At 42.0% G+C, this 13,160-nt stretch carries 18 protein-coding genes; 15 read left to right on the top strand and 3 right to left on the bottom strand.

Going from position 1 to position 13,160, the window contains the following annotated elements:
* The first annotated feature begins 1 nt into the window (after window position 1).
* The 15 genes from ACQY3F_RS17810 (at window position 2) to ACQY3F_RS17740 (ending at window position 11,226) form a co-directional block, all read left to right on the top strand.
* On the top strand, window positions 2-775 hold the full coding sequence (locus tag ACQY3F_RS17810; protein ID WP_428356317.1) for a glycosyltransferase family 2 protein: 774 nt from the start codon (window positions 2-4) through the stop codon (window positions 773-775).
* A gap of 186 nt (window positions 776-961) precedes the next feature.
* Entirely contained in the window at window positions 962-1,225 is a 264-nt protein-coding gene (locus ACQY3F_RS17805) for a phosphopantetheine-binding protein (RefSeq protein ID WP_428356316.1), read from the top strand.
* 7 nt (window positions 1,226-1,232) lie between these two features.
* Complete coding sequence (locus ACQY3F_RS17800; RefSeq protein ID WP_428356314.1) at window positions 1,233-1,877, top strand: hypothetical protein; 645 nt, start codon at window positions 1,233-1,235, stop codon at window positions 1,875-1,877.
* Entirely contained in the window at window positions 1,877-2,509 is a 633-nt protein-coding gene (locus ACQY3F_RS17795; protein WP_428356313.1) for a LolA family protein, read from the top strand. The genes ACQY3F_RS17800 and ACQY3F_RS17795 overlap by 1 nt, the downstream gene beginning before the upstream one ends.
* A 2-nt stretch (window positions 2,510-2,511) precedes the next feature.
* Window positions 2,512-4,824 (top strand): MMPL family transporter, encoded by a 2,313-nt coding sequence (locus ACQY3F_RS17790; protein WP_428356311.1) that lies wholly within the window; start codon window positions 2,512-2,514, stop codon window positions 4,822-4,824.
* Window positions 4,825-5,047: 223 nt separating this feature from the next.
* Window positions 5,048-5,308: a hypothetical protein gene (locus ACQY3F_RS17785; protein ID WP_428356310.1), complete on the top strand. Its 261-nt coding sequence runs from the start codon at window positions 5,048-5,050 to the stop codon at window positions 5,306-5,308.
* Between the two features lie 3 nt (window positions 5,309-5,311).
* Window positions 5,312-5,836 (top strand): DNA-binding protein, encoded by a 525-nt coding sequence (locus tag ACQY3F_RS17780; RefSeq protein WP_428356309.1) that lies wholly within the window; start codon window positions 5,312-5,314, stop codon window positions 5,834-5,836.
* A 46-nt stretch (window positions 5,837-5,882) separates the two neighbouring features.
* Window positions 5,883-6,140, top strand: a complete 258-nt coding sequence (locus tag ACQY3F_RS17775; protein ID WP_428356308.1) for a type II toxin-antitoxin system Phd/YefM family antitoxin — start codon at window positions 5,883-5,885, stop codon at window positions 6,138-6,140.
* Between the two features lie 65 nt (window positions 6,141-6,205).
* Window positions 6,206-6,481 carry a hypothetical protein gene (locus tag ACQY3F_RS17770; RefSeq protein WP_428356307.1) on the top strand — a complete coding sequence of 92 codons (276 nt, stop codon included), beginning with the start codon at window positions 6,206-6,208 and terminating at the stop codon, window positions 6,479-6,481.
* On the top strand, window positions 6,474-6,704 hold the full coding sequence (locus ACQY3F_RS17765) for a DUF2283 domain-containing protein (RefSeq protein ID WP_174483412.1): 231 nt from the start codon (window positions 6,474-6,476) through the stop codon (window positions 6,702-6,704). Before ACQY3F_RS17770 ends, ACQY3F_RS17765 begins: the two co-directional genes overlap by 8 nt.
* 226 nt (window positions 6,705-6,930) lie before the next feature.
* Window positions 6,931-7,164 (top strand): FitA-like ribbon-helix-helix domain-containing protein, encoded by a 234-nt coding sequence (locus tag ACQY3F_RS17760; RefSeq protein WP_428356306.1) that lies wholly within the window; start codon window positions 6,931-6,933, stop codon window positions 7,162-7,164.
* Window positions 7,151-7,567 carry a type II toxin-antitoxin system VapC family toxin gene (locus ACQY3F_RS17755; RefSeq protein ID WP_428356304.1) on the top strand — a complete coding sequence of 139 codons (417 nt, stop codon included), beginning with the start codon at window positions 7,151-7,153 and terminating at the stop codon, window positions 7,565-7,567. Before ACQY3F_RS17760 ends, ACQY3F_RS17755 begins: the two co-directional genes overlap by 14 nt.
* Before the next feature lie 129 nt (window positions 7,568-7,696).
* Window positions 7,697-8,905, top strand: coding sequence for a beta-ketoacyl-ACP synthase (locus ACQY3F_RS17750; RefSeq protein WP_428356302.1), 1,209 nt, complete (start codon window positions 7,697-7,699; stop codon window positions 8,903-8,905).
* Window positions 8,902-9,651 carry a beta-ketoacyl synthase chain length factor gene (locus ACQY3F_RS17745; protein ID WP_428356301.1) on the top strand — a complete coding sequence of 250 codons (750 nt, stop codon included), beginning with the start codon at window positions 8,902-8,904 and terminating at the stop codon, window positions 9,649-9,651. Before ACQY3F_RS17750 ends, ACQY3F_RS17745 begins: the two co-directional genes overlap by 4 nt.
* A 252-nt stretch (window positions 9,652-9,903) precedes the next feature.
* Complete coding sequence (locus ACQY3F_RS17740; RefSeq protein ID WP_428356299.1) at window positions 9,904-11,226, top strand: NAD(P)/FAD-dependent oxidoreductase; 1,323 nt, start codon at window positions 9,904-9,906, stop codon at window positions 11,224-11,226.
* Here ACQY3F_RS17740 and ACQY3F_RS17735 read toward each other — a convergent pair whose 3' ends face one another.
* The 3 genes from ACQY3F_RS17735 to ACQY3F_RS17725 form a co-directional block, all read right to left on the bottom strand.
* Complete coding sequence (locus ACQY3F_RS17735; RefSeq protein WP_428356298.1) at window positions 11,227-11,703, bottom strand: methyltransferase family protein; 477 nt, start codon at window positions 11,701-11,703, stop codon at window positions 11,227-11,229.
* A 67-nt stretch (window positions 11,704-11,770) separates the two neighbouring features.
* Window positions 11,771-11,992 carry a hypothetical protein gene (locus ACQY3F_RS17730; protein WP_428356296.1) on the bottom strand — a complete coding sequence of 74 codons (222 nt, stop codon included), beginning with the start codon at window positions 11,990-11,992 and terminating at the stop codon, window positions 11,771-11,773.
* A 65-nt stretch (window positions 11,993-12,057) separates the two neighbouring features.
* Window positions 12,058-13,152 carry an acyl-CoA dehydrogenase family protein gene (locus ACQY3F_RS17725; protein WP_428356295.1) on the bottom strand — a complete coding sequence of 365 codons (1,095 nt, stop codon included), beginning with the start codon at window positions 13,150-13,152 and terminating at the stop codon, window positions 12,058-12,060.
* Window positions 13,153-13,160 lie beyond the last annotated feature (8 nt).

Genomic DNA, 13,160 nt, shown 5'->3' with positions numbered 1-13,160 from the left:
TATGAATGATAAGTGTGAATTATCAACCAGTCACCTGCTTTTAATCCCAAGTTATAATACGGGGGCTTTATTAAAAAAAACGGTGACTGAGGCTTTACAGCAATGGCTACCAGTCTGGGTGATTATCGATGGTAGTGATGATGGTAGTGAAGATTTATTGCTGGCCCTACAAGCACAATACCCTGATACTTTGCAGGTCATAAAATATAGTGAAAATAAAGGTAAAGGCGCAGCAATATTAACCGGTATTACTCAGGCGCAGAAGCAGGGTTTTTCTCACGTGTTGACGATGGACGCGGATTATCAGCATCCGGCTAGTTTTATCAAAAAATTTATGTGCAATTCGGTAGATAATCCCGAAGCAATGATTCTGGGTGAGCCAGTGTTTGACGACTCAGCGCCTATGATAAGAGTCAAAGGACGACAAATTTCCAATTGGTGGGCTAATTTAGAAACCCTGGGTTGGGGTATTCATGACTCCCTGTTTGGCATGCGCATTTATCCCATTAACGACTTAATCGCAGTAATGCACTCAACTCGCTGGGCCAGACGCTTTGATTTTGAGCCGGAAATTGCCGTGCGCATGGCCTGGCGTAAAGTGCCGGTCATTAATATTGCCACACCAGTGCGCTATATTTCTAAACAAGAGGGAGGCGTGAGTCAGTTTAAATATGGGCGGGATAATGTCTTGCTAACTGGAATGCATATCCGCTTATTTTCAGGCTTCTTATTACGCCTGCCAAAATTACTGTTGTGTAATAAGGGGGGGGAGTAGGCTTTAGCCTACTTTTAATACGCCCCTTTCTTAAGTAAACACAAGGAAATGAAAAATAGGATATTCTGAAGTATGAAGCGCATCATGCTAAATACCTCCCCATCTACAAAAGTTATTTCATTTACGATCTCACAGAGAAAATAAGGTAAAATACCCGCTATTTATTTTTAGTTTGGAAAAGGAAGTATGTCTCAAGAATTAGTCGCAGAATTAAAAACATTGTTAATCGAGGGTTTGCATTTAGAAGATATTACGGCTGAGGAAATAATTCCTGATGAGCAGTTGTTTGGCGAGGGTTTGGGTCTGGATTCAATAGATGCCTTAGAAATAGCGGTACTGCTGGATCGCAAATATGGCGTTAAAATCACCTCTGAAGATGATCGTAATCAGGAGATTTTTGCCTCACTAAATTCTTTAGCAGCCTTTGTAGTGGAAAACAGAACAAAATAATTTTCCCATGCGCACCATTCTACGTAGCATTATTGGTAGCACCATTTTCTTACTCTATCCGTATCTTGTATATAGAGGGGTGCAAGAAGGTGTGGTCTGGTTTGCACCTGCCGTGATTGCTAGTATCTATTTTTACCAGGCAGTGAAAGCACGAACAAAGCGCGTACGAATTCAAAAAACAGGCATAGTTATTACTTTATTTCTGGGTGCTATTTTTTTTCAGGATGTCATGGCAAAGTTGATTCCAATTATAATTCAGCTCAGCTTAATGCTGTTTTTTGGTAAAACATTACTCAGAGATAAAGGGCCGTCTTTGGTGGAGCGCTTTGCACAGCTTGAATTTCCTGTTATGCCTCCCGTTCTTAGTCGATATTGCCGTCATTTAACAATAATGTGGACAGGATTCTTTGCTTTTAATATTGTCACTTGCATCTTTTTGGCATTGTTTGCGTCGGTGGAGTGGTGGGCAATCTTTACCGGAGTGCTCATTTTTATGTTAACAGCTATGTTGATGATTGCTGAGTATATCTGGCGTTTTTTTCTGTTTCGCAGAATTGAGTTGCCCAGGGAGCAAATTCCAGGAATTAAGGAATCAGCAAAAGCTATGCTGGTTAATGGCCGAAAAATCTGGCTGGATGTACAGGCAAGCTAATGCAGGTAACTAAAATTTTGCCAGTGCTTGTTGTGGCTAGTCTCAGTATTAATTGTTTTGCTCAGGATACTATTGAAAGTGTTATGGCGCGCATGAAGCCAGAGACTGCGGTGCAAATACCCTATCAGGAAACGCGCACTATGGGCTTGTTTGATGAGGACTGGCAGGGCAGCGGTTATTTGTATGCTGCAATTCCGGACATCATGCTAAAACAGCAATTAAAACCAGAAATAGAGTTGATGGCCGCAGAAGCAAGTCAGCTGATTTATCTCCGACCGTCTAGCAATACCTATCACCAGACGCAGTTAGATGAAAGCAATCCAATGATGGCAAGCCTAGTTGCTTTTAAAGCGATGCTGACAGGCAATCTTGTCGCCTTGCGCCAGCTTTATCGTTTGCAATTTAGCACTTCAGAATTATCATGGACGCTAGAGATGATAGCAAAAGAGCATCAACCCGATGCCGCACCGATGAAAATTATTATGCAAGGGCTGAGTCAGCAAGCGGCAAATAATATGATAGTGATTTTGCCTGATGGTGATCGTAGCTCGTATGCATTAAGCCAGCCACAACATGGACTGGCAATTCAACATCATATGCAGGAATTATTGCAGTCGCTAAAAGATCATTAGCTGTGCGTCGCTCGATACCTGCTTTTGTTTTTTTCCTGTGTGTCCCTTTGCTGGTTTGCCTGGCTGTTTTTACCACCCAGTTTAAAACCGATATTTCGGCTTTTGTTATTGCGGGTGATAATGCCGAAGAAATTTTATTGGCCAGTGAAATACAGTCCGGTGCGTTATCACGGCGCTATATTCTCTCGGTTGATGCAGGAGGGAGTCAGCAAGTTTCTGCAGCTTTTATTCAGGGCTGGCTAAAACATTTAAAGTCTATTTCTGGCGTAGTTGATGTCTGGACAACGGATGAAAAAAGGGGGGTTTTAGAGGCTCTGTCCAGCGTATACGCTAAACATGGAGCGCAGTTATATAGCCGCAACCCCGAGCAAGATTTAGCAGAAATTTTCACCGAGACAGCGTTGTTAGAACGAGCGGCTGGTTTAAAACAGGCTTTACTCTCTCCTCAGGGACAGTTAATTAAAAAAATAGCAGTACAAGACCCGTTGCTAATATCTTTAAATGGATTTAAAGCTTTCGCAACCCAGCTACAAAACCAGACATCGAAACATTCACAGTACGCTAATTTTATATTAGAAACACAGATGTCGGGTATGGACGTACCAGCACAGCTGAAAATTCAGCAAAAAATTAAAGATTCTTTTGCTTCCGCTACACAGCTAACGGGTAATAATTATCAGCTAGATATGACGGGTGTGCCGTTATTTGCTGTAGCAACTCAAACCATGATAGAGAATGATGTTAAGTTTATAAGCATTTTTTCTTCAATTGCTCTAATGCTGTTATTTCTATTTATTTTTCGTTCATTTCGCGTTCTGCTCTGGGTTTTTTCATTGCTGATAACAGTGATGGCGGTTGCGGTATTGGTAACCAACCTGGTGTTCGGTTCGGTACATGGTATGACGATTGCCATCGGCTCTACCTTAATCGGAATTTGCATAGATTATCCCATCCACGCATTAGTCCATGCGCAAGGCTTGCAAAAGGCACAGCGAATAAATGTCATAAAAAAGATTTTTCCTAGCTTGTTAATGGGGGCACTGACGACGTTAATTGGCTATGTTGCGTTAGGGTTGTCAGGTTATCCGGGGTTTCAACAGGTTGCAGTGTATACCGGAAGCGGAATTATTGTTTCTCTGCTTTTAACCCGTTATTTATTTCCGCGACTTATGATCGGAGAAGCAAAAAATAGTAAACCCTCTCGTTTTATTGTTTTTTGGCCTAAGTTTTGCCAGCGCTACCGCTGGGGCTTGCTAGCCGGGGTAGGGGCATTGTCGGTCGTCGGGGCGGTACAATTAGACCGCTTACAATGGATGCAGGATTTGCAGCAATTAACGCCAGAACTGGATTATTTAAAGCTAACGGATAAAAAAATTCGTGAGCGTATCATTAGCGTGGAGCCTGGCCGTTTTGTGCTAGTTAGCGGTGAGACAGTTGAGCAGACATTGCAAAGTGCTGAACAGGTGTATCAGCGGCTCGATGGCATAAAAAAAACGGGAGATTTAGACGATTATTTTGGGCTTTACCCCTGGCTTTTATCAGCGCAACAGCAGTTAGCAAATCAACAGCTATTATTAAACTCTTTAAATGAAGAGCAACGCGAGTCTTGGGGTAGTGCCTTGCAAGCACATGGCCTATCAGTGCGCCGCTTAGGCGAACTAGATTACATGCAGAACGAGCCCTTGACGTTACAGCAGGTTTTACAATCTCCCGTTGCTAAATTAATCAGTAACCAAATTGTGGTTGCTGAGCAACGGACCTTATTAATTATCTGGCTTAGCGAGCATAAGCCAGAAGCCATACAAAGCGCCCTGGCAGATTTACAGCACGTACAATATTTTAGTCAACGCGATATGCTAAATCATATGGCGATAGATTATCAGCATCGAGCTGAAATAACTTTACTAGCAGGATTAGCATTAATCATATTATTGTTAGGGTTACGCTATAAAAGCCTTGTCCTTACCCTGCAAACACTATCACCCGCATTTTTAGCTGCTTTAATGATTCTGGCTCTCTGGGCGTGGACAGGGGAAGCGATTAGCTTTTTACATCTAATTGGATTTTTATTAGCGGTCGCTATCTGCGTTGATTATGGGATTTTCTATCAGGAAAACCGCAGCGGCCATTTGACCTTGACTTACCAGGCGATGGCCGCCTCTATGTTAACCAGCGCTCTGGTGTTTGGCTGTCTGATTTTTGCCCAGACATCGATGTTGCAGACTTTGGCAAAGGTGGTTAGCTGTGGCGTGATATTGGGTTTTTTATTGTGTCCGATATTGATTAGGCCTAAAGAGCCGGATCAGAATAATTAGTAAGAGCTTGAGTTGTCGATTGACAACCTTGGGTGGGTCAGTTAAGCTTTGTAAATGGGGTATAAGTACCCAAGCATAGTTAATTTAACAAATTTTACGCAGAATTTTTTTTCATTTTCAAGGCGCATACACGGCGCAGTATGGCTACGCAACTATTTATGCAACGCCGAAAATGAGAAAAAAGACAAGTAAAATGTTGGATTAACTATGCTTGGGTACTTATATGGCAAGAAAGAAGCATTCAAAGCCTGAAATTGAAAATGCACTTCGGTATGCCGAAGCTCATGGCTGGAAAGTTAAACCGGGTGGTTCGCATGCATGGGGTAAGATATATTGCCCATACAATAGCAATGAATGTCGTTGCGGTGAATTCTGTATTTCCAGTATCTGGAGTACTCCTAAAAATACAGGTACACATGCAAAGCAGATAAAGAGGGTTGTTGATAACTGTACAGCTCGAAAAGATAAAGATAATGAGACCTAACAAATGCAAGAGTATGAATTTACTTTAAAATTTAAATTTCCTGATGCTTCTATTACTCCTGATTCTTACGTAGATCATCTCGGAGCAGGGGGATGTGATGACGCTTTAATTGGGGTTGGGCAGCAAGGGAGAATTGCTCTCAATTTTAATAGGCAAGCCGAGAGTGCACTCAATGCGGTGTGTAGCGCAATTGAAGATGTAAAAAGGGTGATTCCGGACGCGGTATTAATTGAAGCAACACCTGATTTTGTTGGCCTATCAGATATAGCTGATGTTCTCGGGTTTTCAAGGCAAAATATGAGGAATCTAATGATGAATAATAGCATCTCTTTTCCATTGCCTATACACGAAGGAAGATCAGCTATTTGGCACCTTTCTACTGTACTTTCCTGGTGCCGTGAGGGTAATCGATATCAAATTGATGACTCCATTCAAGAAGTTGCCGAGGCAAATATGCAATTAAATATAGCTAAGGAAATAACTAATATAGATCCTTTAATGAGCCCTAGAATCAGTACGGTTCTTTAGCAATAAATTGTAGTTTAGATAAAAATGTAGAGGCAATATCATGCAAATGACTAATATTTCTGATGCAAAAGCCAACTTATCCCAGTTAATAAAAATAGTTCAAGAGACTAATGAGCCTATTATTATTTGGCAAGGCAGGCAACACCCCGTTGCAATACTTTCGGCATTTAAGGAAAATCCAACACCCAGAATATTAGGGGGAAGCTGGGAAGGTAAAGTAAAAATAGCGGATGATTTCGATGAGTTAGATGATGATTTAATCGATGGTTTTTATAATTCAGCTATTTTTCCAGGTGAAAAATGAACCTGCTTCTTGATACCCATGTTGTGCTACAAATTAAAAATTGTAAGGTATTTAACATATAGAAAATGATAGAAATTAGTTGGACAGATTATTTCAGATATAGAGTGAAACTTCGCGGTTTCAATTTATCAAATGTCGAAGAGATAATCAAATATAGCACTGAAAGGTACTATGATACAGCTACCGAAAGACTAGTAGTTGTAGGAAAGGACGCTAATGTCTTGGTTATGATTCCGCATGAAATTGACAAAAAAGATATAATTACTCCAATTACAATTCATGCTACTACCCGTCAGCAAATTAATTATAGAGTAAAAAGTGGGAGGTTTGAAAATGAATGATTCAAAGTTGTCTTATTTTAAGGAAGAAGATATTTTACATCTTGCTATCTCAGATGAGCGAGAGTTCGATAGTGTTGAAATTAGCCCAAATATTACGGCAGAATTGAATGATGAAGGTGAACTTATCGGTATTGAAATAATTCAGGCAAGTTCTTTTTTGAGGGATTCAATATTAGAAACAACCCAAGCGAAATTACTACAACTAGGTAAAAAAGTAGCATAACCAGTGCATCCAGCCGACCGATGGAAGCACAGTTCGCTTAAAAAGGTTATTTTTATATCAACTACAGAGGCGTTGTTGAAGTTCACCGTATATCTTCCAGCGTCGGCTGATGCAGTCGTTCTTATTTGGGCGCTGGAAAAGAATCCGATACTTTCAAATCCAGCAAATTGCGGTCAACTGCTATCAATGATAGCATTGTCTTTTTTAAACTTTCCTACGGTGATATATGCCTAATTTGCTTGTTCGTAATATTGATGAAGATATTGTAAATGCGCTTAAAGCATTGGCCGGTAAGCACGGTATTAGTGCCGAAGCTGAGCATCGTAAAATACTTGAATCCGCGTTAAAGAAACCTAGAAAAAGAAGTTTCACAGAAGTTCTGCAGTCTATACCTAATGTCGGAGATGACCAGGATTTTTTGCGCGAGCAAGATGATCGGGTAGAAAATGTATTTAATTGATACTAATGTTATCAGTGAAGTAAGAAAGCAAAATAAAGCAAATCGTGGTGTTATCAATTTTTTTAAGATCGCGCAGGAACAAGAGACGCGATTGTTTGTCAGTGTTATCACTGTGGGTGAGCTGAGACGTGGTGTTAATATCATTCGTCATCGAGGCGATAAGCCGCAAGCTGATAGTCTAGAACAGTGGTTGAAGCTACTGCTGAATGAATACGCTGATAATATTCTTGATTTTACTGCTACGGAGGCCCAGGTATGGGGGCAGTTACGGGTTCCGCATTATGAAAATGCTTTAGATAAACAAATTGCAGCGACTGCATTGACTTATGACTTAACCGTTGTCACCAGAAATGAGCATGACTTTATTGGTTGTGGCGTTAGCATTCTTAACCCGTTTGAATAAATGAAATTAAGCACAAAGTTAGATGATTTTCTATCTACCGACAAATTCACAAGAGCTGTTGCTTTATGTATTCCCAAACGGGAGCTTGGAGCGAGAAGGTATATTGAGAAACCTTGAAAAAATTATTTTATGAAAAATAATCAAACTCTAATAGATCCCGTTGCAATAACAGCCTATTCGGCTTTAAGTGCTAGCGGCCTGGGTAGTGACGCTTTATATCAATCGTTAGCTGAGAATCGCTCTCAACTAGCTCCCTTGTCTTTATTTAAACTCCCATTTCCTGCTTATGTAGGCGAAATCAAACAGCCATTATTAGACATTCGTGAGCAATTAGCTGAATATAATTGTCGTAATGCACGCGTCGCTTTAACCGCTTTAAATGATAAACAAGGTGGGGTTCGTGATGCTGTGGAAGCAGCGAAAGAAAAATATGGCGCACACCGAATCGGCGTTATTATCGGTACCAGCACCTCGGGGCTTTATGAAACAGAAGCCGCTTATGGTGTTCTGTTAGAAACAGGAAACATGCCGGATGATTTTCATTTTGTGACTGAACATGCTTATCAGGCGACAGGGCGGTTTGTACAACAGGAACTTGGCTTAACAGGCGTGTGTTATGCCATTTCCACCGCTTGTTCCTCGGGTGCTAAAGCAATTGCTGCCGGTCAGCGTCTTATTAATAGCGGGCTCTGTGATGCGGTGATCGTCGGTGGTGTGGATACCTTATGCCGCTTAACTTTGCGCGGTTTTCGTAGTTTAGAGCTGGTGGCTAATCAACCGTGTACGCCGATGGATAAAAACCGGCAAGGCATTAGCATAGGCGAAGCAGCAGGGTTAATGCTGTTAGAAAAACGGCATGCGGATAACGCCGACAAGATGAAAGTATTGTCCGTCGGTGAATCGTCGGACGCACATCATATGAGCACCCCGCATCCAGAAGGCAAGGGTGCTGCTCTGGCAATGAATAATGCCTTACAGCTAGCTGGTTTGAAAACGGGTGATATTGATTATCTAAATCTTCATGCCACAGCAACCAAAATAAATGACAGCGTGGAAAGCCGTGCGGTATACAGTGTCTTTAGAGATCAGGTTCCCTGTAGTGGCACTAAAGGAATTACTGGTCATACGCTGGGTGCGGCAGGCGCATTAGAAACAATTATTGCACTCATCGCATTACAGCAGCAGTTTATTCCTGGCACTCAGGGGTTACAGGAGCTTGATGATAATTGTCAGTGCCAGGTTATTCAATCACCCCTACAGACAAAAAACATGCACATAGCGATGAGTAATTCCTTTGGTTTTGGTGGCAATAATGCCAGTGTGGTTGTCGCGCTATGATGAAACAGTTATTTATTAAATCTGCTGCCGTGTGTTGCCCTGATAGTGACGTATTAGCTGCGTTTAATCTACCAGGCAGTGATATAGAGAAAAGCTTGATTCCAGCGGGAATGCGCAGGCGCACCAGTGTAACCACGCGCATGGCGATTACCGCAGCTGCTAATGCCAGTACACAGGCGGGCTCGGATACTCAGAACCTGGCCTCGGTTTTTGCGTCATTAGGCGGAGAGATACAGGTCACCGATGCGCTGTGTCGTTTGTTGCCGGATGATAATGAATTACTCTCGCCGACCCAGTTTCATAACTCGGTGCATAATACTACAGCGGGTTATTGGGGGATTTTAAATAAATGCCAGGCTCCCACAACAGCGATTGCCGCTGCCGATGATACTTTCGCCATGGGCTTAATTGAAGTATGGGCGCAGTTGCAGCAAAGTAGTGGCGAGCGTCTATTGGTTTGCTATGATGAATGCTGGCCACAGTATCTAGCACCGCCAATTGGTCAAACGGCATTCGCCTGTGCCTTTGTATTCAGCACGGAGGCGGAGCAGGCAATAGCTTCGATCAGCTTGCCACAGATTAGTGAACAGGCTGAGCAAGTTTTTCAAGCTGAATGGGTAAAGCTAACGGAATCAGCACCAGCAGCGGCAGTGATTCCTTTATTGCTTGCGTTGCAAGACAAACAATCAGGTTTAGTGCCGTTAAATATAAAATCACCTATCTGGGCGTGCCAGTTTGAAGTGTGATTTTCCTGGCTCAATGTCATTACAAGTAAAAATGCATAGGATGTGTTGACGACAGGAAACGCATCAATCGCGAAAGATGCGTTTCGTTCCTCAACTCATCCTATAAAAGGTTGAATGTACTTTTATGGGAGCATATAAAGGCATCTGTGCCGATGTACAAAGGCTCTGGAAAGAGCATTGCGGAATGGTTAAAGAGCCCTGTTGAGGGGCGACTTTAGGTGATATGTAATTACTGATGAATAAACGTTTAGAATGACAGATTCAATCCCAAAAAAATGCACAGTATTAGTTATCGGCGGTGGTCCTGCGGGAAGTAGTGCCGCTACCCATCTGGCAAAAAACGGGGTGAATGTTGTCTTGCTGGAACGTGCAAGGTTTCCTCGCAATCAAGTGGGAGAAAGCCTGATTCCTCATTTCTGGAAATTCACCGACCAATTGGGTGTGACTGAAAAAATTCAGCAGCAGGGTTTTCTTAGTAAAGCCGGCGGTATTACTGTCTGGAATAATAAAATTCATCAGATTTTATTTTCTGATTACGGGTATACCCGGCCAGGCTTACATATAGAGCGCGATATTTTTGATCAACTCTTGCTAGATTTTTCGGGTGAGCAAGGCGCACAGGTTTTTAATCAGGTGGTGGTCAAAAAAGTCGATTTATCCGGCTCTGAACCTGTTGTTGCTTATACCGATACGCGCGGCACACCGAATCAGGATGGAACGATACAATGTCAGTATGTGATCGATGCCAGTGGCCATAGTTCTTTATTGGCACACCAGTTAGAAACACGGCAAACCATTAGTTCAGAAATGAATTTTTTGTCACTCTGGGGTTATTTCAAAAATTCTCGTTTTGTTGGCGTGGATCGGCAAAGCCACTCAAATGCAGAATTAAAAACGATGGCACCCGTGACTTTTGTGATGTCGCACGAAGATGGCTGGTTGTGGCATATTATTCTACGTGAGAAAACCAGTGTCGGTCTGATTGTGCATACTGATAAATTAGCGGGTATGAATAAGACCCAGCGCGAAACGTATTTTAAGCAGAGTTGCGCACAGATACCTTATTTAAAAGATTTATTAAGGGATGCCGAGTTTATTGAAAATTCTTTACAGTACCGTCCTGATTATTCTTATTATGCAAGTCAGACTTGCCGTGAGAATTATTACTGTATCGGTGATGCTGCGGGCTTTGTTGACCCGATTTTTTCGCATGGCGTACAGAATGCTTTTTATAATGCAGCGGTGGCAACGCTAGCTATTATGGAAGGATTAAAAAATACTAACAAAAGAGCGCGTTTTGCCGCTTTATGTGAAAACCGTATGCAACAGTTTTATAGCTTTTCCAGAGCATTATCCTTAGGTGATTTTGGCTGTAATGGAGTGCATCGTGATCTGGTTAAGTCTTTGATGAAGTCATTGCCTCCTCTGGAATTAGAATTGATGCTAGTGGCATCTGAGATGACTAATCGCTCCGAAAATTTTAAGCAACTCGCGCGCGAGGCAGGTGTCTGGGAGCAATTTTCAGAACAGTTTGAACAGCAAAAACGCGGCGTTATAGAAGAGCTAAATTTTTAATTATTGTTCAGGGTAATAAGCTTTAAGTTGTGGTAACCATCTAGGGACATGCTGTTTATATTCCTGCCATTGCGCATCAAATAGTTTTTCCGCCCAGGGCTCTTCATGAAGTTTTACCCTGAAGAAAAAAGCGGTGGACATAAATACTGAGAACCCTATCAAGATAGGTGATGCAGTGATAATAATCCAGCCGGATAGAATTAATAAAACACCCACATACATCGGATTTCTGACATATCGATACAGTCCAACAGTAACGAGATGCTTTGGTGGATCCCACGGAGCCAGGGTACCTTTTCCCGATACGTAAAAGTCACGCACACACCAGAGTAGAATTGCCAAACCTATTGCTAAAAGCAAGCCCCCGGCTAAACTCCCCGTACCTTTAAATGGATCATATAAAGCAAGGGTAAAAGGCACGATTCCGGCGACAACGACAGGAACCATTAAAAAAGCTAATAGGGCGCGTAGAAACATTATTTATCCTTGCGTGAGTTGGAGTAAAAAAGCTTTAGCTTTTTTCTAGTGGCAGCAATAGCTAAAACTATTGCGCTCCTTTTTCGGCAACATGAGGTTTAGCAGTGCTATTAAATTCAATATTCAAAGGCTCCATGATATCCCCAATAATCATTGTACCGCGTAATTTATCCAGCCTGTTTTGTGCTTTTTGTACAGCATTAGTTTCGGGGACTAAGTTGTCAATAGTTTCCCCTCTATAACTTACATTTTTTAAGAATTCAGTAAAGTGGGCTCTTATTTTTTTCATATTCACTTCAAACATAATCTTAACTTATTTAAATTAGTTACAATTAAAACGAGATAACAAGTATATTACTTTTGTAGCCGGCTCTTATATCCCGCTCCTGTGCCAATTAAAGCAGCAATGATATTCTTTTGTATTTCCGAAGAACCAGAAAACAAACGACTGGCCATGGCATCTTGCACTAAACCGGTCATTTTACTTTCTTCGAGTAAACCGGTGGCCCCCATTATTTGCACGGCATCCAGGCTCGATTGTAAAAAAGCTTCACTGGCGATTAATTTAGTTTGCGCACTGGCTAAGCTGATGCGTTTACCCGTATCTTTTAAACGCGCACATTCATTAACCCACAATAAGCAGGTATCCAGGCGGCATTGCATCTCGGCAATTTTATGACTGATGGCTTGATTAGCACCTAAATGTTGTTCGTTAACCCGACGCTGCCGAGAGTGTTGGATAACTTGCTGCAGTTGCCATTGCATAATGCCGATAATGCCCGCAAAAATAAAGGCTCTTTCCAGTTCCAGAGCATTCTGTATCATCATGCCACCAGCGCCCGTTTTACCTAATTGGCGGTCTAAAGGAATAAAGCAGTCTTGCAGGATGACATCGCCCATCGTAGCACTCGCACAGCCAGTTACACTGGGTTGATCGCTGAAATTGGCGCCAACATCCTCTTGTTTAATCAGGAAAGCAGAAAGTTTACCTTCTAATTTTGCATAAATTAATAACACATCTGCAATCGGTGTATTGGTGATAAAACGTTTATGACCATTGAGAATAAAGCCTGAGTCGTTTTTTATTGCGTGAGTTTCAATGGCATTTACATCAGAACCCGCCTGAGGCTCGGTAATCGCATGACCACCGACTATATCGCCCGATAATAAGCCGGGTAACCAGTTTTGCTTCTGTTGATCAGATCCATAAAGTATTAATGGAAAAATGGAGCCCCAGATATGCGCATTGATAGATAAGATCAAGCCCGTATCCTGGCAGTGCTTGCCCAGGCTTAAATGCGCTTGCACTAACTCTTGAAAACCATCACCGTGCCCATTGAATTGGGCAGCAATAGCATGTCTTAATAGCCCTTGTTGGGCGCAATACCTTAGGCGGTTTTTGGAAGCGTTAAGGTCGCCACTAGAAGGAAGCTGCTGGTATTCAATCATAAAGTTTT

This window comes from Methyloprofundus sp. (assembly GCF_965251085.1).
Taxonomy (GTDB): domain Bacteria; phylum Pseudomonadota; class Gammaproteobacteria; order Methylococcales; family Methylomonadaceae; genus Methyloprofundus.
This window is presented reverse-complemented; position numbering and strand designations above follow the sequence as displayed.

Bases quoted from the DNA above. Each gene is read 5' to 3' on its own strand.
- ACQY3F_RS17800 (WP_428356314.1), top strand. From the start codon at position 1,233: ATGCGCACCATTCTACGTAGCATTATTGGTAGCACCATTTTCTTACTC.
- ACQY3F_RS17775 (WP_428356308.1), top strand. From the start codon at position 5,883: ATGACTAATATTTCTGATGCAAAAGCCAACTTATCCCAGTTAATAAAA.
- ACQY3F_RS17750 (WP_428356302.1), top strand. From the start codon at position 7,697: ATGAAAAATAATCAAACTCTAATAGATCCCGTTGCAATAACAGCCTAT.
- ACQY3F_RS17810 (WP_428356317.1), top strand. From the start codon at position 2: ATGAATGATAAGTGTGAATTATCAACCAGTCACCTGCTTTTAATCCCA.
- ACQY3F_RS17725 (WP_428356295.1), bottom strand. From the start codon at position 13,152: ATGATTGAATACCAGCAGCTTCCTTCTAGTGGCGACCTTAACGCTTCC.
- ACQY3F_RS17805 (WP_428356316.1), top strand. From the start codon at position 962: ATGTCTCAAGAATTAGTCGCAGAATTAAAAACATTGTTAATCGAGGGT.
- ACQY3F_RS17740 (WP_428356299.1), top strand. From the start codon at position 9,904: ATGACAGATTCAATCCCAAAAAAATGCACAGTATTAGTTATCGGCGGT.
- ACQY3F_RS17765 (WP_174483412.1), top strand. From the start codon at position 6,474: ATGAATGATTCAAAGTTGTCTTATTTTAAGGAAGAAGATATTTTACAT.
- ACQY3F_RS17755 (WP_428356304.1), top strand. From the start codon at position 7,151: ATGTATTTAATTGATACTAATGTTATCAGTGAAGTAAGAAAGCAAAAT.
- ACQY3F_RS17785 (WP_428356310.1), top strand. From the start codon at position 5,048: ATGGCAAGAAAGAAGCATTCAAAGCCTGAAATTGAAAATGCACTTCGG.
- ACQY3F_RS17795 (WP_428356313.1), top strand. From the start codon at position 1,877: ATGCAGGTAACTAAAATTTTGCCAGTGCTTGTTGTGGCTAGTCTCAGT.
- ACQY3F_RS17770 (WP_428356307.1), top strand. From the start codon at position 6,206: ATGATAGAAATTAGTTGGACAGATTATTTCAGATATAGAGTGAAACTT.
- ACQY3F_RS17735 (WP_428356298.1), bottom strand. From the start codon at position 11,703: ATGTTTCTACGCGCCCTATTAGCTTTTTTAATGGTTCCTGTCGTTGTC.
- ACQY3F_RS17760 (WP_428356306.1), top strand. From the start codon at position 6,931: ATGCCTAATTTGCTTGTTCGTAATATTGATGAAGATATTGTAAATGCG.
- ACQY3F_RS17745 (WP_428356301.1), top strand. From the start codon at position 8,902: ATGATGAAACAGTTATTTATTAAATCTGCTGCCGTGTGTTGCCCTGAT.
- ACQY3F_RS17730 (WP_428356296.1), bottom strand. From the start codon at position 11,992: ATGAAAAAAATAAGAGCCCACTTTACTGAATTCTTAAAAAATGTAAGT.
- ACQY3F_RS17780 (WP_428356309.1), top strand. From the start codon at position 5,312: ATGCAAGAGTATGAATTTACTTTAAAATTTAAATTTCCTGATGCTTCT.